Raw genomic sequence first — 21,288 nt, 5'->3', positions numbered from 1 at the left:
GTGATCGCCATGAACACCCCACTCACCGATACATCCACCGACTCCGGCGCGGCGCCGACCGCCGCGAGGACGGTCCTGATCACGGGCGGCACGAGCGGGATCGGCGCCGCGACCGCCCGGCTCCTGCTCGCGCGCGGCCACCGGGTCGCCGTCACCGGGCGCGACCCCGGCCGGCTCAAGGCGTTCCTCGACGAGGCCGGCCCCGCGGACCGCGTCCTGGGCCTGACAGCGGATGCCTCCGACTGGGACTCCACGGAGGCGGCTGTCGCCGGCACGGTGGAACGCTTCGGGTCGCTCGACGCGGCCATCGCGAACGCCGGCGGCGCGTCCCCGGATCACTTCCGGCCGGGCGGCGCCGGGGTCGTCGACGGCGGCGACCCGGAACTGTGGGCGCCGATGGTCCTGGCCAACGTCCTCGGCCCGGCCCTGCTGGCCAAGGCGACCCTGCCCCACCTTGAGCAATCCGGCGGCCGGCTGGTGCTCATCGGCAGCGTGGCCGGGATCAAGAACAGTCCGGGCAACCTCTACTCCGCCACGAAGTGGGCCGTGGTCGGCTTCGCCGAGAACCTCCGCCTGCACGCGACGGCCCGCGGCGTCGGAGTCACGGTCGTGAACCCGGGCATGATCGACACCGCGTTCTGGCACGGCCAGACTCCCCCCATCGCGATGAGCCCCGACGCGGTGGCCGAGGCGATCGCGTTCGCGCTCGACCAGCCGGCGGGCGTCGACCTCAACACGGTCACGATCCGGCCGATCGGCCAGCCCGTCTGAACCCGGGCGGACGCCACGGCGGCTGGGCAACGGCCGGAGGCGGTGCGCGTCCGGGGCCGAATCCTCGGGGGCGGGGGCTCGTTCACCCTGCGACGAGTCGCCGCCTCAGGAGGTCCGCAACGCCATGCGCCCGCAGCGCTTTCAGCAATTCACCGTCGCCGCGTACGTGGACGCGCCGGGGGTGCGCGCCGCCGAGGTCTGGTCCGACGGGGTCAGGCGGCCGTTCGGGGTGGCCGCGACGGTGGAGCCGGGGGTCGTGGTCCGGCACGCGATCACCGTGCAGGCCCGGGACGGGGACGATTACCGCGAGCCGGAGCGCCCCGTGGAGGGCGAGCCGGCGGCCCCGATGGAGGTCCCGGGCCTGTCCGGCGGCGAGGGCGGCCGGGTGCGGATCGCGGATCTGGAGCAGTACCTGGCGGCCCTGCTCAACAACGCCGGCTCGGCCGAGATCGCCGGAACGTACACCTACTCGGGCCGCGAACAGCGCGGCAGCGTCCCGGGCCTCGGCGTCACCTTTCACGACGGCAGCAAGGCCTTCCTCCCCTTCGTCCACGTCCACCGACCGGGCCAGGGGCCGGGCGAGGCGTACGCGCTGCCCTCGGAGATCTGAAGGCCCGGGAAACGATTCACGGAGGAGGAGCTATGGCCGCTCAGCACAATTTCGACCACGAGCGTGAGCTCTGGGATGCGTACGCCGAGTCGGTCACGAAGGATCTCAGCGAGTCCGAGCCGGTGTTCGGGTGGACGCAGTACGCGGGGCACGGACCCGGGGCCGAGGTGTTGGGGCGGCCCGGGAGTGTGCTGGAGATCGGGTGCGGGACGGGGCGGGCGCTGGCGTTTCTGGCGCGGCGGGGGGTCAGGGCGCGCGGGGTCGACCTGTCTCCGGTCATGGTGGCGCGGGTTGCGGAGCGGTGGAAGGCGCTGGGCGTCGAGGTGGTGTGTGCCGAGGTGCTGGACTTTCTGCGGGGGGACGCGGAGGTCTATGACGCCGTCTACTCCGTGTTCGGCCGCGGCCTGGTTCAGTGATCCCAGGCGGCTTTTTCCGCTGGTGCTGGAACGGCTGGCGCCGGGGGGCGTCTTCGCTTTCTCCCAGCCGCCGGCGATTCCCGGGGCGTACGGGCCTCAGGGCATGTACAAGGGCGGTTTCGCGGGCAGGGCCCAGTTCGCCTACCGGTACAGCTACACGCCCCGGACGTGGAGAAATCTCCTGCGAGGCGCGGGCTTCGCGGAGGCCGAGGCGCGGGTTGTCGGCGCACCGGAGGCCGGGCATATCGGGACGCTGGTGGTGCGCGCGGTGGCGCCCTGACGGCGACGGGTCAGGGGCGCAGCAGCAGTTGCAGGTCCAGGCTGTAGCGGGAGGCCCGGCAGGCGTGGGTGCCGTGTTCGACGGCGCGGCCGGCCGTGTCGTAGGCGGTGCGGGTGAGGGTGAGGAGGGGGGCGCCGGGGGGCTCGGTGAGGGCGGTGGCCTCCTCGGGGGTGGCGGCGCGGGCGCCGATGGTCTGGCGGGCGCTGTGGGGGGTGACGCCGGCGGTGCGCAGCAGGCGGTAGAGGCCGGTGGTCTCCAGCTCGTCCGCGGAGGGGCGGAAGCCGTGCGGGGGGAGGTAGGTGAGGAGGAGGGCCAGGGGTTCGCCGTCGGCCAGCCGCAGGCGTTCCAGGCGCAGGACCTCGGCGCCGTCGGCCAGGCCGAGGGCGGTGGCCACCTCGGGCGGGGCGGGGACGGCGGCCAGGGAGCGCACCAGGGTGGAGGGGCGGCGGCCGGCGGCTTCGAGGTCGTCCCAGAGGCTGCTGAGCTGCGAGGGGCGGCGGACGCGGGGGTGGACGACCTGGGTGCCGACGCCGCGGCGGCGCACCAGCAGGCCCTTGTCGACCAGGTTCTGGATGGCCTGGCGGACGGTGGGGCGGGAGAGGCCCAGGCGCCCGGCGAGGCGGATCTCGTTGCCGAGCAGGGCGCCGGGCCGCAACCGGCCGTGCTCGATGGCGGATTCGAGCTGCTGGGAGAGCTGGAAGTACAGCGGCACGGGGCTGCCGCGGTCGAGGCTGAGGTCGACGCTCCACGTCACGTCCACAGGACTGCGCACGTGAGCGAGCCTACGCCCCGCGCCCGGCGGCCCGTCGGGCCCCCTCGGAACGAGAACGGCCGGGCCCCCGCACGGGCGGGCGTTCAGCCCTCGTCCGGGAGGTGGTCCGTGTCCACGCCCGCCGTGCGGGCCAGCTCGTGCTTGAGGGCGGCGAGTTCGGCGCCGCCGGACATGTGGTGGGTGAGCTGCTCCAGGGTGACCTCGGAGCGGGGCGCGCTCAACTCGACGGCGCCCAGGCGCAGCACCGCGAAGTGGTCCCCGACGAGGTAGGCGTGATGGGGGTTGTGGGTGATCAGGACGACGCCGAGGCCGCGTTCGCGGGCGGCGGCGACGTAGCGCAGGACGACGCCGGACTGCTTGACGCCCAGGGCGGCGGTGGGCTCGTCGAGGACGAGGACGCGGGCGCCGAAGTGGACGGCGCGGGCGATGGCCACGGACTGGCGCTGGCCGCCGGAGAGGGAGCCCACGGGCTGTTCGAGGTCGGGGAGTTCGATGCCCATGCCGCGCAGCTCGCGGTCGGCCGTGGCCTTCATGGCGGCGATGTCCAGGCGGCGCAACGGCCAGGGCCCGCGCGTGAGTTCGGAGCCGAGGAAGAAGTTGCGCCACACGGGCATGAGGGGGACGGTGGCCAGGTCCTGGTGGACGGCGGCGATGCCGCGGGCCAGGGCCTGGCGGGGGCCGGAGAGGCGCACGGGCTCGCCGTCGATGCACAGCGTGCCCTCGGTGGGGCGGAGCAGGCCGGTGACGAGCTTGATGAGGGTGGACTTGCCGGCGCCGTTGTCGCCCAGGACGCAGGTGACCTCGCCGGCGCGGACGTCCAGGCTGACGTCGCGCAGGGCGCGGACGTTGCCGTAGCGGAAGCCGACCGAGTCGAGGGTGACCAGCGGGGCGGCGGGGGTGGGGGCTGGGGCGGTCATGGGCGTCACCTCCGGGTGGCCTGCTTGCGGACGAGGACGTTGAGCAGGGTGGCGAGCAGCAGCATCGCGCCGAGGAAGAACAGGAACCAGTCGGGGTCCCAGTCGGCGTAGACGATGCCCTGCTGGGCCATGCCGAAGAGGAACGCCCCCACGACCGGGCCGGGAACGGAGCCGTAGCCGCCGGTCAGCAGGCAGCCGCCGATCACCGCGGCGGCGATGTAGAGGAGTTCGTTGCCGACGCCGCCGCCGGACTGCACGGTGTCGTAGGCGAAGAGCTGGTGCATGCCGACGAACCAGGCGGCGAAGCCGACCAGCGTGAAGAGGCTGATCTTGACGAACGCCACGGGCACGCCCACCGCCCGCGCGCTCTCCTGGCTGCCGCCGACCGCGAAGACCCAGTTGCCGTAGCGGGTGCGCAGCAGGACCCAGGTGGCCAGGGCGGCGAAGCCAAGCCACCACAGGACGGTGACGCGGACCTGCGTTCCGGCGATCTCGACGGAGGAGGCGAAGACGCGCTCGGCCTGGGCGAAGCCGTCCATGTCGGCGATGGTGTCGGTGGCGACGTTGCCCGTGATGGCCTTGGTGACGGCCAGGTTGAGGCCCTGGAGCATCAGGAACGTGCCCAGGGTGACGAGGAAGCTGGGCAGGCGGGTGGTGACCAGCAGGACGCCGTTGAGCGCCCCGACGGCCAGGGAGAGGGCCAGGGCGACCAGGACGCCGGACCAGACGTTGAGGGTGAGCTGGAAGGCGACCATGCTCGCGGTGAGGGCGGAGGTGGTGACGGCCACGCCCGCGGAGAGGTCGAATTCGCCGCCGATCATCAGCAGGGCGACGGCCAGGCCCATGATGCCCAGGGTGGAGGACTGGTAGAGGATCGTGGCCTGGGCATCGGCGTCGCGGAAGGCTGGGGCGGCGGCCCAGAACAGCAGGAAGACGGCCAACGCCCCGAGCAGCGCGCCCGTTTCGGGGCGGGCCAGGACCCGGCGGGGCAACGGGCGGCGGGCCGTGGGGAGTTCACGGGCGGCGCGAGGCGGGGCGGGCGGGGCGGTCATCAGCGGGTCCCGTTCTCGGCGAAGGCGGCGATCTCCTCGACGTTCCCGGCGTCCACGAACGCCGGGCCGGTGAGGACGGGTTCGGCGCCGCCGCCGCTGAAGTTGCCGTTGGTGTGGAAGAGCCAGAGCGCGTCGATGGCCAGGTACCCCTGGAGGTAGGGCTGCTGGTCGACGGCGAAGGCGATGTCCCCGGCGCGGATGGCGTTGACCAGCTCGGTGTTGAGGTCGAAGGTGGCAACGGCCGCCTCGCTGCCGGCGTCCCGGGCGGCGTCCACGGCGGTGAGGGCGAACGGGGCGCCCAGCGCCGCGACCCAGTCGACCGAGGAGTCCTGCCGCAGCCGGGCCTCGACGGTGGAGCGCACGGAGGGCATGTCGGTGCCCTCGACGTAGAGGATCTCGCTCTCGCCCTCGAAGGTCTCGGCCAGCCCGGCGCAGCGGGCCTCGTGGCCGATGTTGCCCTGCTCGTGGACCACGCAGACGGCGTGCTCGGCGCCCTCCTCGTTCAGCCGCTCCCCGAAGGCACGGCCGGCGACGGTCTCGTCCTGGCCGAAGAAGGAGAGCAGGCCGAGGTCGCGCCAGGCATCCGCGCCGGAGTTGAGGCCGACGACGGGGATGCCGGCCTCGCGGGCGTCGGCGAGGACGCGGGAGAGGCCCTGCGGGTTGGCCAGGGAGACGGCTATCCCGTCGACGTCCTGGTCGATGGCGTTGCGCACGAAGGTGGCCTGGCCCTCGACGCTGGGGTCGGAGGAGTAGATCAGCCGGGCGTTGCTCTTGTGGGCGGCGTCCTCGGCGCCCTCGCGGACGGTGTCCCAGAAGGTGTCGCCCTCGCCGCCGTGGGTGACCAGGGCGACGGTCATCCGGGGCGTGTCGGCCTGGCCCATGGCGGCTGCCTCCCGCTCCTCGCGGGCCCGGCGCCCGCCGGAGTCGCTGGAGCAGGCGGCGGTGGCCACGAGCAGGGCCGCGGCGGTCGCCGCCAGGGCCACGCGGGCGGCACGCGCGGCGCGGGGGGCCGCGCGGTGGGGGCGCGTCATCGTCCGGTTACCTCTCTTCCCGGGGGACTCCCGTGGTTTGTCCGGACAACATAGTGACAGGGCGGCGCGGGAACGCGGGGCGCGGGGGGCCGCTGGGACGCACGGGTCGCCTGGGGCGTTCGCACGGGCCGCCGAGTGCGCTCGCACGTCCGCGCGGGGTCCCGATCGTCCGTGCCCCGCTACGGGCGTCACCGTTACGCGGCTTGCACGTCACAGGCGTTCAACAGCCCCATGCCCCCCTCCCGTACCCTCGTTCACCGCGCGGAAGGCACAAACGATCAGCGGCCCGCGCTTCCGAGCGCGCCGGCCGCGGGGAGGTGCGCAGAGATGTCACAACGCGGACTCTGGTCGTACAAGGAGATCGCCGCACACATCCGGGTCCAGGTGGACACGGTCCGCTCCTACCGCAAGCACGGGCTGCTGCCCGACCCGGACGTGGTGGAGAACGGGAAGCCCTACTGGTACCCGGACACCATCAGAGAGTGGGTGCGCCGCCGGCCGGGGCATCGGGGGCGCCGGGACTGACCCCGGGGCCGGCCGCTGGGGCGGGGCCCTCGGCGGGAGTCCGGGCCGCGGCCGGGTCGGGGAGCGAGGTGCGGACCGTGCGGGAGGCGGAACGGGCCCCGCGCCGCAGGCGGAAGAGGCTCCGCAGGCGGAACCCCCGGGGGAGGCTGAGGAGTTGGGCGACGCCGGCGACCAGCACGGAGACGGCGGTGCCGATGATCAGCGGGGGCCAGGTCCCCTCCAGGGCGGAGCCGCCCCAGTACCCGATGGCGACGCTGTAGAAGGCCCAGACGGCCTCGGCTATCGCCGTGCCCAGCAGGTAACGCCGGGCGCTGTAGCCGACGATGGCGGCGGTGAGGCCGCCGACGATCCGCCCGCTGGGGAGGAAGCGCACGCCCACGACGAACGGCAGCCCGTGGGCGTGCATCCGCTCCGAGGTCCAGTGCAGGGCGGCCTCGCGCCGGGGCGTGCGGCCCAGCCAGCGCAACGCCCGCCCGCGGGCGAGCCGTCCGATCCCGTAGATCGCGGCGTCCCCCGCCAGCGCGCTGCCGCCGACGACCAGCACCACCAGGGTCAGGGAGAGTTCGCCGGACTGGGCCATGGCCCCGGCCTGGGTGATCAGCGCGGCGTTGGGGAAGAGGGGCGGGACGGTGGTGACGGCCAGCAGGACGTACATCCACAGTGCGCCATCCATGCCGAAGTCCGTTCCGTCTCCGCGGGGCAGCCCCCGGCGTCCAACCCGTAAGACCAAGCTGACACGTCAACGGGGTAACGCGGAAGTGGGTTTCGGTGATTCCCGGGAGGCCCCCGGGTGACCCCTAGGGGGCGCGTCGCGTATACCGTAGGGGGGTATACACTCGGGCGAGGCGGGCAACCGCGCACGAGGAACACGGAACGGAGAGCGCCCCATGAGCACCATCACGTACAAGGTTTCCGGGATGACCTGCGGGCACTGCGAGGGCGCGGTGCGCAGCGAGATCGGGGCCCTTCCGGGGGTCACGGAGGTCTCGGCCGCGGCGGCCACGGGCCTGGTGACCGTGACGGCTGAGGAGCAGCCGGGCGACGAGGCGGTGGCCGCGGCCGTGGACGAGGCCGGTTACGAACTGGTGGGCCGCGCCTGAGCCCCGATCGGAACCGAAGGACACGGAGAAGCGCCCCGCCGACGGGTCCCCCCACAGGGCCCGGCGCGGGGCGCTTCATGCCGTCCGCTAGAGCGTCCCCCCACGGGACCCCGGTCGGACGGCCGTTGGCGTGGATCCAGCCGAACCCGCGCCAACTCTGACCGATTAGACCGACGACGCCGAGGAAGGTTGCACCGCGGAGGATGTGATCCGCGTCACATCACTAGACGTCACGCGTCGTCGCGCGACGCGGCGGTCACCGTCGTCACCGCTGCTCGACGGGCAGGTAGTCCCGCTCGACGACGCCGGTGTAGACCTGCCGCGGGCGGCCGATGCGGGTGGTCGGATCCGTGATCATCTCGTGCCACTGGGCGATCCAGCCCGGCAGCCGGCCCAGCGCGAACAGCACGGTGAACATGCTGGTCGGGAAGCCCATCGCGCGGTAGATCAGGCCCGTGTAGAAGTCGACGTTCGGGTAGAGGTTGCGCGAGACGAAGTAGTCGTCGCTCAGGGCGTGTTCCTCCAGCCGCAGGGCGATGTCCAGCAGCTCGTCGGACTTGCCCAGGGCGCTGAGCACGTCGTGCGCGGCGGCCTTGATGATCTTCGCCCGGGGGTCGAAGCTCTTGTAGACGCGGTGGCCGAAGCCCATCAGGCGGACGCCGGACTCCTTGTTCTTCACCTTGCGGATGAAGGTGTCCACGTCGCCGCCCTCGCGCTGGATGCCCTCCAGCATCTCCAGCACCGCCGCGTTGGCGCCGCCGTGCAGGGGGCCCCACAGGGCGTTGATGCCCGCGGAGATGGAGACGAAGAGGTTCGCCTGCGAGGAGCCGACGATGCGCACGGTGGAGGCCGAGCAGTTCTGCTCGTGGTCCGCGTGCAGGATGAGCAGCTTGTCGAGCGCGCTGACCACGACCGGGTCGGCGTAGTACTCCTCGGCGGGCACCGAGAACGTCATGCGCAGGAAGTTCTCGACGTAGCCCAGGTCGTTGCGCGGGTAGACCACGGGGTGGCCCTGGGCCTTCTTGAAGGCGTAGGCCGCGATCGTCGGGAGCTTGGCGAGCAGCCGGATGGTGGAGATGTGGCGCTGGCGCTCGTCGAAGGGGTTGTGGCTGTCCTGGTAGAAGGTGGACAGGGCGCTGACGACCGAGGAGAGCATCGCCATCGGGTGGGCGTCCCGGGGGAAGCCGTCGTAGAAGCGCTTGACGTCCTCGTGGAGGAGGGTGTGCTGGGTGATCTCGTTGCGGAAGGTCGCCAGCTCGTCCACGGTGGGCAGCTCTCCGTGGATCAGCAGGTAGGCCGTCTCCAGGAAGGTGCCGTGCTCGGCGAGCTGTTCGATGGGGTACCCCCGGTACCGGAGGATGCCCTGCTCGCCGTCGAGGTAAGTGATGGCCGATTTGCACCCCGCGGTGTTGCCGTAGCCGGAGTCCATGGTGACCAGACCGGTCTGGGCCCGCAGTTTGCCGATGTCGAAGCCGCGGTCACCGACCGTGCTCTCCACCACCGGGTAGCGGTACTCCTCGTCGCCGTACCGCACTACTACTGCATTGTCTGCATTGTCGCCGTAGCGGTTTTCGCTCACGTCTTCCCTCACCGACGTAGTGCCTCTTCTTCGAGGTGCCCTGACTCCCTCCACTGTCCCCCATCTGGCGCCACAATGTGCACTCGGGGTCGGCAATCGGATCAAGATCTGGCACGGGGTGCCGCGACAACCCCAGATCTTTCGGTTCATTTCGCGCCGAGGGCGCCGGAGAGCCGCGCGTCCAGCGCCGTGCACCTGCGGCCCGCCGAAACGCTGCGCACCGCCTGCCCCAGAGCACGACGGGAGCCGACAAGCACCACCAGACGCCTCGCCCGTGTCACCGCCGTGTACAGCAGGTTACGTTGCAGCATCGTCCAGGCGCTCATCGTGACCGGGACGACCACGCACGGATACTCGCTGCCCTGCGAGCGGTGGATGGTGACCGCGTAGGCGTGGGCCAGCTCGTCCAGCTCCGCGAACTCGTAGCCGATCTCCTCGTCCTCCTCGGTACGCACCGTGAGCCGCTGGTCGTCCAGGTCCAGCGCCGTGACCACACCGACCGTGCCGTTGAAGACGCCGGCCGCGCCCTTGTCGTAGTTGTTCCTGATCTGGGTGACCTTGTCGCCGACGCGGAAGACCCGGCCGCCGAACCGCTTCTCGGGCAGGCCGGGGCGGCCGGGCGTGATGACCTCCTGGAGCAGGCCGTTGAGCACCCCCGCGCCCGCCGGGCCGCGGTGCATCGGGGTCAGCACCTGCACGTCCCGCCGCGGGTCGAGGCCGAAGCGGGCCGGGACCCGGCGGGCGGCGACGTCCACGGCCAGCCGCCCGGCCTGCTCGGTGTCCTCCTCGGGAAAGAGGAAGAAGTCGGCCAGCCCCTGCGTGACGGGGGGCAGGCCGGCGTTGATCCGGTGGGCGTTGGTCACCACGCCCGACTGCTGGGCCTGCCGGAAGATCCTCGTCAGCCGCACCGCGGGCACCGGGCCGCCGGGGGCCAGCAGGTCGCGCAGCACCTCCCCGGCGCCGACCGAGGGGAGCTGGTCCACGTCCCCGACCAGCAGCAGGTGCGCGCCGGGGGGAACGGCCTTCAGCAGCTTATTGGCCAGCAGCAGGTCGAGCATGGACGCCTCGTCCACCACGATCAGGTCGGCGTCCAGCGGACGGTCGCGGTCGAACGCCGCGTCCCCGCCCGGCTTCAGCTCCAGCAGCCGGTGGACGGTGGAGGCCTCGGCGCCGGTCAGCTCGGCCAGCCGCTTGGCGGCCCGGCCGGTCGGCGCGGCCAGCAGCACCTTGGCGCGCCGGGCACGGGCCAGCTCCACCACCGAGCGGACGGTGAACGACTTGCCGCAGCCCGGCCCGCCCGTGAGCACCGCGACCCGCTCGGTCAGGGCCAGGCGAACGGCCTGCTCCTGCTCGGGGGCCAGCGAGGCGCCGGTGTGCCGCGCCAGCCAGGACAGGGCGCGCTCCCAGTCCACGTCGCGGAAGGCGGCGAGGCGGTCGGCCTCGGCGCGCAGCAGGCGGCGGACCTGGCCGGCCAGGGACTGCTCGGCACGGTGGAAGGGGACGAGGTAGACGGCGGTGACGCGGCCCTCGGGGGCGTCGGGGCCGGGGACGGACTCGCGGACGAGGCCGGGGCCGCTGTCGCCGGGGCGCGGGCTGTCGTTGCCCTGGCCGTCGCCCCCGGTCCCCTCCTCCTCCGGCTCCTCCGGCGGGGGCTCGTCGCGGGGCCCCTCCTCCTGGGCGGCCAGCTCGGCGAGGCAGTCGATCACCAGGCCCGTGTCCACCTGGAGGAGCTTGACCGCGTCGGCGATCAGGCGCTCCTCGGGCAGGTAGCAGTGGCCCTGGTCGGTGGCCTGGGAGAGCGCGTAGCGCAGGCCGGCCTTGACGCGCTCGGGGCTGTCCTGGGGGATGCCGACGGCGCGCGCGATCCGGTCGGCGGTCAGGAAGCCAATGCCCCAGACGTCGGCGGCCAGGCGGTAGGGCTGGTTGCGGACCACGGAGATGGAGGCGTCGCCGTACTTCTTGTAGATCCGCACGGCGATGGAGGTGGAGACCTCCACGCCCTGGAGGAAGACCATCACCTCCTTGATGGCCTTCTGCTCCTCCCAGGCCGCCGCGATCAGCGCGGTCCGCTTGGGGCCCAGGCCCGGGACCGCGATCAGCCGGGCGGGGTCGGCCTCGATGACCTCCAGGGTGTCCGTGCCGAAGTGGTCCACGATGCGCTCGGCGGTCTTCGGCCCGATGCCCTTGATCAGCCCGGAGCCGAGGTAGCGCCGGATGCCCTGCACGGTCGCCGGCAGGACGGTCGTGTAGTTCTCCACGAGGAACTGGCGGCCGTACTGCGGGTGGGAGCCCCAGCGGCCGGTCATCCGCAGGGACTCCCCGACCTGGGCCCCGAGCAGCGAGCCGACCACGGTCAGCAGCTCTCCGCCGCCGCGGCCGGTGTCCACGCGGGCGACGGTGTAGCCGTTCTCGTCGTTGGCGTAGGTGATGCGCTCCAGGACCCCTTCGAGGACCGCGGGCCGCGGCGGGGTGCCGTTCGGCGTGCCGGGCGGGCTGCCGTTCGGCCCGGGCGTGCTGTGCGACATGGGCCGACGGTAGCGGCCCGCGGTGACAACGCGGTCCGCGCGGGCGGGCGTTCCGCGCCGGGAGGACGGGCGTTCCGCGCAAGCGCGGGCGTTCCGCGCAAGAGCAGGCGTTCCGCAGGGGGCGGAGGGCCCACCCCCCGGGCCGGGCCCTTCGCCTCCCGCTCCCCTCCTGCCGTTCTCCCCCACGGCTGGACGGTATGACCCGCGAGGGCGCCCGGGGGTTGTACGGCGGACGCGGGGAGTTTCGCGCCGGTCGCGGCGCGTGCGCGCGCAATGTGCCGCGCTCCCGGGGAATTTCTGACACCTCCCGTTTTGCTGTCAGGTGCAAGCGGTTTCCCTGCGTCTCATCCAACGGGTCCTCCAGGGACCGCCCGGAACGCGCAGGAGGCCGACGATGCGGACAGCAGACATCGAAGCCGGCGGCGATTCCCGCACCACCCCCGCGGGCGTCGCCCTCGCACTGACCGATCCACGCGCCCGGCGCGCGGAGCTGACCGGCGGCAAGGCCGCCTCGCTGGCCCGCGCCGCCGCGGCCCGATTGCCCGTCCTGCCGGGCTTCGTGATCCTCCCGCCGGGGAACGGCCCGGGCGGGCGCGATCTGCGCGAGGTGTGGCGGGAGCTGAGCGAGGACGGCACCAGGCCGCTGGTGGTGCGCTCGTCCTCGGCCGCGGAGGACACCGCGGAGTCCTCGATGGCCGGGCGCTTCGCCTCGGTGCTCGACGTCCGGGGGTGGGAGGCGTTCGCCGCGGCGGTGGAGACCGTGCGCGCCTCGGCCCTCGCCGCGGGAGACGAGAGTGTCATGGGCATGATCGACAGCGGGGGCGGGGGCAGGGGCGACGATGGCCCCGCCGACATGGCCGTCCTGGTCCAGCCGATGGTCACCTCCCGCGCCGGCGGCGTCCTCTTCGGCGCCGACCCGGTCTCCGGCCGCGCCGACCGGATGCTGCTCTCCGCCGTCCGCGGCGGCCCCGACGCCCTGGTCAGCGGCGCGGACGCCGGCACCGACGCCCGCCTCACCCCCCACGGCCGCGTAGTGCGCGAACGCCGCGCCGCCGCCCGCGGACTCCCCCTCGGCCACGCCGAGCTGCGGCGCCTAGCCGCGCTGGCCCGCCGCGCCCGGCAGGTCTTCGGAGCCCCGCAGGACATCGAGTTCGGCGTGGAGGAGCGCACGGGGCGGCTGTGGCTCTTCCAGTCCCGCCCGATCACCGCCATGGCCCCGCGCCCGGCCCGCCGCGCCCGGCTGCTGGGCCCGGGCCCGGTGGCCGAGACCCTCCCCGGCCTGCTCCGCCCGCTGGAGGAGGACCTGTGGGTGGTGCCGATGGCCCACGGCCTGACCACCGCCCTCGATGTGGGCGGCGCCGCCGCCCGCCGCACCCTGCGCGCCCACCCGGCCGTGACCACCGTGGACGGGCGGGCCGTGGCCGACCTGGCGCTGCTGGGCGCGGCGCCCCGCCGCCGCCGTTTCCTGGCCGCGCTCAACCCGCTCCCTCCGGCCCGCCGCCTCGCCGCCGCCTGGCGGGTGGGGCGGCTGCGCGCGAGCCTGCCGCGGCTGGCGGCCGGGCTGCTGGCGGACGTGGACCGGGAGCTGGCCGAGGCCCCGGCGCCCGGCGAACTGCCCCCGGCCGGGCTGGTCTCCGCGCTGCGCTGGTCGCGCTCGGCGCTGGTCTCGCTGCACGCGCAGGAGGCGCTGGCGGGGGCGCTGCTGGTGGCGGCGGAGGAGGAGCGGGCCACGGCCGCGTCGGCGGCGCTCGCGGCGTTGCACCACGGACGGGCCGAGGGCCTGACCGACGGGCAGCTGATCGCCGCCAGGCCCGAGGTGCTGGCGCTGGTGCCGCCCAGCCTCACCGGGCCGGTGCGGCTGCCGGCCCGCGGGGTGGCCGGGACCGGGCCGGGCACGGGCAGCCTTGGCGTCCGCGAGGCGCTGCGGCTGCGCATCCGGTGGGTGCAGGCGTTCCAGGTGGCGCTGGTGCGGGAGGTCGCGGGCCGGGCGGGCGCGCGCCGGGTGAACGCCGGGCGGCTGGCGCTGCTGCGCTGGCCCGAGCTGCTGGCCGTGGCCGAGGGCGGGCCGCTTCCGGCCGACTTCGCGCGGCGCGAGGCGCCGGCGGAGGGGCCGCCGCTGCCGGACGCGTTCCGGCTCGCGCCGGGCGGCGTGGTGGTCGCCGAGCCGGGCAACGCCCCGGGTGCGGGCCCGGGGGCGGGCGCACGCGGGGTCTCGGGCGGGCGTGCCTCGGGCGTGGCCTGGGACGGGGCGGGGGAGGTGCCGGCCGACGCGGTGCTGGTGGTCCGGCACCTGGACCCGGCGCTGGCGCCGCTGCTGCCCGGCGTGGCCGGGCTGATCGCCCAGACGGGCAGCCCGCTGTCCCATCTGGCTGTCTTGGCACGGGAGTTGGGGCTGCCGGTGGTCACGGGGGCGGCCGAGGCGGTGCGGCGCTTCCCGCCGGGGACGCCGGTGCTGCTCGACGGCACGACGGGCGAGGTGGAGATCCGCCGGCCCGCCGGGGCCGTGGCACGGGACGGGAAGGAGGCACGGTGAACGACGTCCACGCGGCTGCCGGGCCGCGGACACGTACGAGGCGGTCACTGTGCCGCGTGGGCGGAGAAGTTCACGAGGAGGCACGGTGAACGACGTCCACGCGGCTGCCGGGCCGCGGACACGTACGAGGCGGTCACTGTGCCGCGTGGGCGGAGAAGTTCACGAGGAGGCACGGTGATGAGGACCGCGCGGATGGCCGCCTACTTCTTCGGCGGCGCCGCCGCGCTCGGCGCGGCGGCCTACCTGGTCATCTACCTCTACCGCTGGCAGTGGCAGCGGGCCCTCGTCAGCGGCGTCCTGCTGCTGGTCATCGAGGTGCTGCTGCTGGGCCTGGCGGCGCTGGACCGGATATCCCGGCTGGAGCGCCGGGTCCGCGAGGGCGACCGGCGGCAGGAGGACATCCTGGCGCAGCTGCGCGCCGCGGAGCGCGAGGCCCGGCGCGGGCCGCGGGTGCCGGGCGCCGGGCCGGGGCGGCAGCGTTTCGCCTGGCTGAGCCAGGAGGAGTCGCGGACGTTCGTCTTCGTGCCCGTGCTGATGGCCGCGGGGGTGGCGCTCTCGGGGCTCGCGTGGGTGGTGGAACGCGTGGCGCGCGCCACCGTCCGCCCGGCCGCGAGCCGCCGGCTGGCCGGGCGCCTGGCCCCGCTCGCGGCCCCGCCCGGGGGCCTCGCCGGGGGCGCGCGGGAGCTGCCCGAACGCCCCGCGCTCGGCTCGGTCCCGGCGCGCCGGCGGCTGCTGCGGGCGGGGGCCTTCGGGATCGCGGCCCTGCTGTGCGTGGGCCTGTACTCCGGCCTGTCCGCGCTGACCGAGACCCAGCCCCCGGAGCGCGGCGGCGAGGCCGCGACCTCCCTGCTCCTGAGCGTGGAGGGCAACGGCATCACCGAGGCCCGCGCCGAACTGGCCGCCCACCAGTTGTGGGAACGCTGCCGCGACTCCACCGCCCTCCCCCTGCGGGACGCGGGCATGACCCCCCTGTCCGACGGCCTGTTCGCCGCCACGGTCTCCCCCTCGCTCAGCGAGCACGACGCCCACCGGCTGCGCGGCTGCCTGGAGGACACCTCCATCGACCGCATTCGCGCCACGGTCCTGGGCACGGGCTCCCTGACGGCCGCCGGCTGACGGCCCGGCGGGCGGGGCGCGCGCCGGTCGCGACCCCCCTCCTCCGCCGCTACCGTGGGTGGGGCGGAACGACCCGACGCCGGAGGTGCACCACGTGGCTCCCCTTCGCCGCGGGGGGAAGAGCGGCGTGTTCACGCTGCTGGTGGTGTACCTGGTGCTGCTCGAGGTGGTCCAGTTCTGGGGCGCCCGGCGCGGGATCCACGGCTGGGGGGCGCTGGCGCTGCTCGCACCGCTCGTGGCCAGCGCCCTGCTGCCGCTGCGGCGCACCTTCACCATCGGCGCCCTGACGCTGGCCACGGTCGGCCTCTACGGGCTCATCGCCCGGGACCTCACCCTCGGCGGGCGGATCCTGCCGCTGATCGCGGCGGCCTGCGCCCTGGCCCTGTGCGTCGCTGCGCCTCATCCGCGAGCCGGACGCCCTCATCTGTGAGGTCTCCGACAGCAGCAGCACCTCGCCCCACCTGCGCCGCGCCCGCGTCCTGGACGAGAGCGGCCGGGGCCTGTTCATCGTGGCGAACCTCACCAACCGCTGGGGGACGCGGCACGGCCGGGGCGGCAAGACCATCTGGGCCGAGCTGACGCCGGCCGCCCCCTGACCGACCCGGCCGGGACCCCCGCGCCCGCTCCTCAGCGGGCGAGGTACGCGGTCAGCGCGTCCAGCAGCATCGTGGAGCCCTCGCGGGCCTGGTCGCGCTCCTCCTCGGAGTCGCACTCCTGGGAGAGCACGATCCGGGTCCTGCCCTCGCCGAGCGGGGTCAGGTCCATCTCCATCACGGCGGGCTCGGGGCGGCCGACGTTCATCGTCGTGACCAGGCGGCGCCGGGGAACGACCTCGGCGTAGCCGCCGCTCATCGGGAAGTCGCCCACGGGCGTGACGATCGTGCTGCTCCAACTGCCGCCGGGGCGCACGTCCAGCTCGACGGTCTCGGGGATCACGCCGAACCACTCCACGAAGTGCTCGCGCTCGGTCCAGGCGTCCCACACGGCGGCGACGGGCGCCTCCAGCTCGCGGGTGAGGGTGTAGGAGGGGGCCTGGGCGGTGTCGTTGGCGGTCATCTCGGTATCTCCTCAAGGGGCCGTTCCATCGTGTTCACCCTTGCAGACCACCCCCGCCGCGGGAACTCATCGGTCGCTAGGCTCCCTTTCGTGACCGATTCCGGAACGGCCCCCGCCGCCCCCTCCGCGCCGCTGGCCGCCGGGCCGCTGGGCATGCGGCTGCTGGCCTTCGAACGGCTCCCGGAGGACGCGGCCTTCGGCCCCGGCGAGGTGCCCGTCGGGTACGCGCTGGTGGTGCTGTGGCACGCCGGGCGGCTGCTGCTGGTGCACGTGCGAGAGCGGGACTGCTGGGAGCTGCCGGGCGGGAAGCTCGACGCGGGCGAGAGCGCCCGCCAGGCCGCCGCCCGCGAGCTGCGCGAGGAGGCCGGCCAGGACCTGGAGCCCGGCGCGCTGGCCTTCGCGGGCTTCGCCCGCACCGCGCTGCCCGGCAGGCGCGTCCTGCGCGGCGCGGTGTTCAGCGCCGAACTCCCGGACCGGCCCAGGGCGTTCGCCCCGACCGAGGAGATCAGCGGCATCCACTGGTGGAACCAGGAGGACCCGCTGCCGCGCGGCGAGCTCCAGACCGTGGACGCCTACCTGGCCGCCCTGCTGCGCCCCGGGGAGCCCGGAAGGTAACGCCCGCCGCGCGCGCCGGGTACCGTGCCCGCCATGGCCCGGCACCCGCGCACCCCCGAGGGCTTCTCCTACGACAGCCGCCCGGACGGCACCGTCCACATCACCCACCACGGGCGGCACGCCACGACCCTGCGCGGCGCGCGGGCCCGGCGTTTCCTGGCCGAGGTGGAGGCACCGGGCGGCGACCCGCAGTTGGTGATGGCCCGCTGGACGGGCAACTACCGGCGCGGCAACGAGCGCACCGCGCGCGCCCACCCGCGCAACCGCCGCTGATCAGCGCCCCCGGTGCGCGCCCCTTCAGCCCGCGCCCCTCAGCCCGCGACCGGCTCGCCCGCGTACGTCCGCCACAGCTGTGCGTAACGCCCGCCCGCGGCGAGGAGTTCGGCGTGCGTGCCGTCCTCCGCGACGCGCCCGCGGTCCAGGACCACGACCCGGTCGGCGCGGGCCGCGGTGGTCAGGCGGTGGGCGACGACCAGGGTGGTCCGGGCTCCGGCCAGGCGCTCGGTGGCCCGGGTGACGGCCGCCTCGGTGGCCAGGTCCAGGGCCGCGGTCGCCTCGTCCAGCAGCAGGATGTCGGGCTTGACCAGCTCGGCCCTGGCCAGGGCGATCAGCTGCCGCTGCCCGGCGGAGAGGTTGCGCCCGCGCTCGCCGACCCGGTAGCCGTAGCCGCCGGGCAGCGCGGCGACCATCCGGTCCGCGCCGACCGCGCGGGCGGCGGCGGCCACCTCCGCGTCCGTGGCCTCCGGGCGGCCGTAGGCGATGGACTCGCGGACCGTCCCCCGGAAGAGGAAGGGCTCCTGAGGCACCACGCCCAGGCGGTGCCGGTAGGCGGCCAGGTCGTAGGAGCGCAGGTCCCGCCCGTCCGCCCGGACCGTGCCGGAGGTGGGGTCGTAGAAGCGCGCCACCAGCTTCACCAGCGTGGACTTGCCCGCGCCCGTCTCCCCGACGAAGGCCACGGTCTGCCCGGCGGGCACGCGCAGCCGGATCCCGGACAGGGCCTCGCCCTGCGCGGCCCCGGACTCCGCGCCGCTTCCCGCGTTGTACGAGAAGTGCACGTCGTCGAACTCGACCTCGCCGCGCAGCCCTTCGGCCGGGACGGGCAGCGGTGCGGCGGGCGCCGGGGTGCTGGTCTCCTCGCGCAGCAGCTCCTGGATGCGGCGCAGCGAGACCACGGCCTGCTGGTAGCCGTCGAAGACCTGCGAGAGCTGCTGCACGGGCGCGAAGAACAGCTCGATGTACAGCAGGTACGCCACCAGCGCGCCCGCCGTGAGCGTTCCGTCCCCGACCCGCCCGGCGCCGACGATCAGCACGCCGGCCGTGGCCAGGGTGGCGAGGAGCTGCACGAAGGGGAAGTAGACGGAGATCAGCCACTGGCCGCGCACCCGCGCCTGCCGGTAGCCGTCCGAGCGCTCGCTGAACCGCTCGTAGCCGTCGCGCTCGCGCCGGAACGCCTGCACCATCCGCAGCCCGGCCACGGACTCCTGGAGCTGGGCGTTGACGCCGCTGACGCGCTCGCGGGCCAGCTCGTAGGCGTGGACGCTGCGGCGGCGGAAGACGACCGTTCCGGCGGCCAGGGGCACGAGGGTGGCCAGGACGACCAGGGCGAGCTGAAGGTCGAGGGCCACCAGGACGCCCAGGATGCCGAAGAACGTCAGCACCGCGACGAGCGCCTGCACCAGGCCCGTCTGGAGGAAGGTGGTCAGGGCGTCCACGTCGGTGGTCATCCGGGTCATCACCCGGCCGGTCAGCTCGCGTTCGTAGTAGTCGAGGCCGAGCCGCTGGAGCTGGGCGAAGATCTTGACGCGCAGCGTGTAGAGGGCGCGTTCGCCGGTGCGGCCGACGGCGCGGGTGGCGCCGTACTGGACGGCCCACTGGGCGAGGACGACGGCCAGGGCGGCGCCCGAGGCCACCCAGACGGCGCCGAGCGCGGCGCGCTGCACACCCTCGTCGATGCCGTGCCGGATGAGGACCGGGAGGAGGAGGGAGGCGAGGGCGTCGGCGACGACCAGCAGCAGGGCCCCGGCCAGGGGGGCGCGCAGGCCGCCCAGGAGCCGGCGCAGGCCGTAGTCCCGCTCGGGGCGCGCGGCGCGTTCCTCGTCCACCTGGGGGGTGTCGGTGGCGGGTGGCAGGGCGGCGACCTGGGCCAGCAGCTCGGGGGTGGCCCCGGCCGCCTCCTCGTCCTCGCCCTCCTCGCCGGCGGGGGCCGCGGGCGAGGCCTCCACGGCGTCCGCCGGGTCCTCCTCCGCGGCGAGCGCGAGGCCGGCCGGGTCGCGTTCCACGCCGCCCAGCTCGCCGGGGTCGGCCAGCAGCCGCCGGTAGGGCTCGCAGCGCTCCACCAGCTCCTCGTGCGTTCCGGAGTCCACCAGCCGCCCGGCGTCCAGGACCGCGATCCGGTCGGCAAGCTGGAGGGTGGACTGCCGGTGGGCGATCAGCAGCGTGGTGCGCCCGGCCATCACCGAGCGCAGCGCGTCGTGGATCTCGTGCTCCACCCGCGCGTCGACGGCCGAGGTGGCGTCGTCCAGGATCAGCAGCCGGGGGTCGGTGAGGATGGCGCGGGCCAGGGCGATCCGCTGCCGCTGCCCGCCCGAGAGGGTCAGGCCCTGCTCGCCGACGACCGTGTCGTAGCCCTCGGGAAGGGCCTCGATGAAGCCGTCGGCCTGGGCGGCCCGGGCGGCGGCGCGGATCTGCTCCTCGTCGGCCTCGGGATGGCCGTAGGCGAGGTTGGCGCGGATGGTGTCGGAGAAGAGGAAGCTGTCCTCGGGGACCAGCCCGATCGCCGCCCGCAGCGAGGCGTAGGTCAGCTCCCTGACGTCCTGGCCGCCGACGCGGACGGACCCGCCGTCGGGGTCGTAGAAGCGGGGCAGCAGCAGGGAGACCGTGGACTTGCCGCTGCCCGAGGCGCCGACGACGGCCAGGGTCTCGCCGGGTTCGATGCGCAGCGACAGCTCGCGCAGCACGGGCCGGGCGCCGGGGCCGTAGCCGAAGCTGACGCGGTCGAACTCGACGGTGGCCGGGGCGTCGGGCGGCAGGTCGCGGGCGTCGGGGGCCTCGCGGATCTCCGGCTCGGTGTCGATGAGTTCGAGGACGCGCTCCACGCCGGCCCGGGCCTGCTGGCCCATGGTGAGGATGACGGTGAGCATCCGCACGGGCCCGACGAGCTGGGCGAGGTAGGTGGAGAACGCCACGAAGGTGCCCAGCGTGATCTCCCCCCGGGTGGCCATCCAGCCGCCCAGGGCCAGCATCCCCACCTGGCCGAGCGAAGGAACGGCCTGCAGCAGCGGGGTGTACCGCGCCTGGAGGCGGACGGTGCGCATCCGGGAGGCGAACAGCCGCCCGCTGACCGCGCGCAGCTTCCCGGTCTCCTGCTCCTCCTGCCCGAAGCCCTTGACGACCCGCACGCCGGTGATCGCGCCGTCCACGACCCCGGCCACGGCGGCGGCGCGGTGCTGCGCCTCCCAGGTCGCGGGGTAGAGGCGGGTGCGGCTGCGCCGGGCGACCAGCCACAGCGCGGGTCCCACGGCCAGGGCCACCAGGGTCAGCGGCGGCGAGAGGATCAGCATCACGACCAGGGAGACGGCGAAGAGCATCAGGTTGCCGATGGTCATCGGCATCATGAAGAGCAGCCCCTGGATGAGCTGGAGGTCGCTGGTGGCGCGGCCGACGACCTGGCCGGTGCTGAGGCGGTCCTGCCGCCGTCCGTCCAGCCGGGTGATGGTGCGGAACATCTCGGTGCGCAGGTCGTGCTGCACGTCGATGCCCAGCCGCCCGCCGTAGTAGCGGCGGATGAACGTCAGCGCGTACACGAGCAGCGCGGCGGCCGTCAGCAGCCCGATCCACAGGCTCAGGCCGTCCTCGCCGCCGATCACGATGTCGTCGATGACGACCTTGACGATCAGCGGCATCAGGGCCATCACGCCCATGCCGGCCAGCGAGGACCCCACGGAGAGAAGCAGGTTGCGGCGGTAACGCCAGCAGTAGGCGGTCAGCCGCCGTATCCATCCACCGTCCCGCACTGCGGTCACCTGTGCGCCTCCCGTCGTGATCAGCCACGGGACTCAACACCGCCGGCGTGGGCATTTCATCCCACTGCAACACTATGAACGAGATCGCGGCCGTACGCGGGCGGAAATCGGCTTGCCGGGCCTCGCCCGTCCGGCCTACCGTGCGGGGCATGTCAGGCATCACGCTCATCGCCACGGTCTGCGCCGACGCGCGCGCCGCGGAGTGGAGCGCCTTCCTCGTCCGCCGTCCCCGCGCCCGGCGCCCGGTCCTGGTCCGCTAGACCCGCCCGGCGCGTCGCCGCACCAGGGCCGTCCGAGTCCCTTTCCGACCGGACAGGCCGTCGGCACCCCCCTTGTTTCCCGGCTGTACCCCTTATCCGGGTCCCCTC

The 21,288-nt window shown here is 74.4% G+C and carries 18 protein-coding genes and 2 pseudogenes; 11 read left to right on the top strand and 9 right to left on the bottom strand.

Going from position 1 to position 21,288, the window contains the following annotated elements; genetic code table 11:
• Positions 1-9 precede the first annotated feature (9 nt).
• The 3 genes and pseudogenes from RM780_RS05110 to RM780_RS05100 all read left to right on the top strand — a co-directional run bounded on the left by RM780_RS05110 (position 10) and on the right by RM780_RS05100 (position 2,077).
• On the top strand, positions 10-771 hold the full coding sequence (locus tag RM780_RS05110; RefSeq protein ID WP_311629266.1) for an SDR family oxidoreductase: 762 nt from the start codon (positions 10-12) through the stop codon (positions 769-771).
• A 124-nt stretch (positions 772-895) separates the two neighbouring features.
• A complete protein-coding gene (locus RM780_RS05105) occupies positions 896-1,381 on the top strand; it encodes a hypothetical protein (protein ID WP_311629265.1) in 486 nt (161 codons plus the stop codon).
• A gap of 32 nt (positions 1,382-1,413) precedes the next feature.
• Positions 1,414-2,077 (top strand): annotated as a pseudogene (locus RM780_RS05100) (class I SAM-dependent DNA methyltransferase).
• 10 nt (positions 2,078-2,087) lie between these two features.
• Here the strand turns inward: RM780_RS05100 and RM780_RS05095 are convergent.
• The 4 genes from RM780_RS05095 to RM780_RS05080 all read right to left on the bottom strand — a co-directional run bounded on the left by RM780_RS05095 (position 2,088) and on the right by RM780_RS05080 (position 5,849).
• Complete coding sequence (locus RM780_RS05095) at positions 2,088-2,837, bottom strand: GntR family transcriptional regulator (protein ID WP_311629369.1); 750 nt, start codon at positions 2,835-2,837, stop codon at positions 2,088-2,090.
• Between the two features lie 95 nt (positions 2,838-2,932).
• Entirely contained in the window at positions 2,933-3,766 is an 834-nt protein-coding gene (locus RM780_RS05090; protein WP_311629264.1) for an ATP-binding cassette domain-containing protein, read from the bottom strand.
• A 5-nt stretch (positions 3,767-3,771) separates the two neighbouring features.
• Complete coding sequence (locus tag RM780_RS05085) at positions 3,772-4,818, bottom strand: ABC transporter permease (RefSeq protein ID WP_311629263.1); 1,047 nt, start codon at positions 4,816-4,818, stop codon at positions 3,772-3,774.
• Complete coding sequence (locus RM780_RS05080; protein WP_311629262.1) at positions 4,818-5,849, bottom strand: substrate-binding domain-containing protein; 1,032 nt, start codon at positions 5,847-5,849, stop codon at positions 4,818-4,820. Before RM780_RS05080 ends, RM780_RS05085 begins: the two co-directional genes overlap by 1 nt.
• Positions 5,850-6,176: 327 nt before the next feature.
• Here RM780_RS05080 and RM780_RS05075 point away from each other — a divergent pair, with 327 nt between their 5' ends.
• Positions 6,177-6,374 (top strand): MerR family transcriptional regulator, encoded by a 198-nt coding sequence (locus tag RM780_RS05075; protein ID WP_311629261.1) that lies wholly within the window; start codon positions 6,177-6,179, stop codon positions 6,372-6,374.
• On the opposite strand, the gene RM780_RS05070 is transcribed toward RM780_RS05075, so the two are convergent.
• A complete protein-coding gene (locus RM780_RS05070; RefSeq protein WP_311629260.1) occupies positions 6,325-7,047 on the bottom strand; it encodes a DedA family protein in 723 nt (240 codons plus the stop codon). The genes RM780_RS05075 and RM780_RS05070 overlap by 50 nt on opposite strands.
• Before the next feature lie 214 nt (positions 7,048-7,261).
• Here RM780_RS05070 and RM780_RS05065 point away from each other — a divergent pair, with 214 nt between their 5' ends.
• A complete protein-coding gene (locus RM780_RS05065) occupies positions 7,262-7,474 on the top strand; it encodes a heavy-metal-associated domain-containing protein (RefSeq protein ID WP_311629259.1) in 213 nt (70 codons plus the stop codon).
• A 265-nt stretch (positions 7,475-7,739) separates the two neighbouring features.
• Here the strand turns inward: RM780_RS05065 and RM780_RS05060 are convergent, their stop codons facing one another.
• Both RM780_RS05060 and recD2 read right to left on the bottom strand, forming a co-directional pair.
• On the bottom strand, positions 7,740-9,065 hold the full coding sequence (locus RM780_RS05060; RefSeq protein ID WP_394812885.1) for a citrate synthase: 1,326 nt from the start codon (positions 9,063-9,065) through the stop codon (positions 7,740-7,742).
• Positions 9,066-9,199: 134 nt separating this feature from the next.
• Complete coding sequence (recD2, locus tag RM780_RS05055) at positions 9,200-11,578, bottom strand: SF1B family DNA helicase RecD2 (RefSeq protein ID WP_311629257.1); 2,379 nt, start codon at positions 11,576-11,578, stop codon at positions 9,200-9,202.
• Between the two features lie 394 nt (positions 11,579-11,972).
• On the opposite strand from recD2, the gene RM780_RS05050 reads away from it, so the two are divergent.
• From RM780_RS05050 to RM780_RS05035, 4 genes and pseudogenes are all read left to right on the top strand, one after another.
• Positions 11,973-14,111 (top strand): PEP/pyruvate-binding domain-containing protein, encoded by a 2,139-nt coding sequence (locus tag RM780_RS05050; protein WP_311629256.1) that lies wholly within the window; start codon positions 11,973-11,975, stop codon positions 14,109-14,111.
• A gap of 177 nt (positions 14,112-14,288) precedes the next feature.
• Positions 14,289-15,227, top strand: coding sequence for a hypothetical protein (locus tag RM780_RS05045; protein WP_311629255.1), 939 nt, complete (start codon positions 14,289-14,291; stop codon positions 15,225-15,227).
• Between the two features lie 94 nt (positions 15,228-15,321).
• A complete protein-coding gene (locus tag RM780_RS05040; RefSeq protein WP_311629254.1) occupies positions 15,322-15,657 on the top strand; it encodes a hypothetical protein in 336 nt (111 codons plus the stop codon).
• Positions 15,620-15,823 (top strand): annotated as a pseudogene (locus tag RM780_RS05035) (ATP-binding protein); the annotation flags it as partial. The gene RM780_RS05040 and the pseudogene RM780_RS05035, both read left to right, overlap by 38 nt.
• A 31-nt stretch (positions 15,824-15,854) precedes the next feature.
• Here the strand turns inward: RM780_RS05035 and RM780_RS05030 are convergent.
• Positions 15,855-16,283: an SRPBCC family protein gene (locus RM780_RS05030; RefSeq protein ID WP_311629253.1), complete on the bottom strand. Its 429-nt coding sequence runs from the start codon at positions 16,281-16,283 to the stop codon at positions 15,855-15,857.
• A gap of 90 nt (positions 16,284-16,373) precedes the next feature.
• Between RM780_RS05030 and RM780_RS05025 the strand changes: the two genes are divergently transcribed.
• Entirely contained in the window at positions 16,374-16,898 is a 525-nt protein-coding gene (locus RM780_RS05025) for an NUDIX domain-containing protein (protein ID WP_311629252.1), read from the top strand.
• Between the two features lie 33 nt (positions 16,899-16,931).
• Positions 16,932-17,171 (top strand): hypothetical protein, encoded by a 240-nt coding sequence (locus tag RM780_RS05020; protein ID WP_311629251.1) that lies wholly within the window; start codon positions 16,932-16,934, stop codon positions 17,169-17,171.
• Positions 17,172-17,209: 38 nt separating this feature from the next.
• Here the strand turns inward: RM780_RS05020 and RM780_RS05015 are convergent, their stop codons facing one another.
• Entirely contained in the window at positions 17,210-20,920 is a 3,711-nt protein-coding gene (locus RM780_RS05015) for an ABC transporter ATP-binding protein (RefSeq protein WP_311629250.1), read from the bottom strand.
• Positions 20,921-21,288: the final 368 nt, after the last annotated feature.

This window comes from Streptomyces boetiae (assembly GCF_031845405.1).
Classification (GTDB): domain Bacteria; phylum Actinomycetota; class Actinomycetes; order Streptomycetales; family Streptomycetaceae; genus Streptomyces; species Streptomyces boetiae.
Note: the sequence above shows the minus strand (reverse complement) of the source record. Positions and strands in the feature narration are given on the sequence as shown.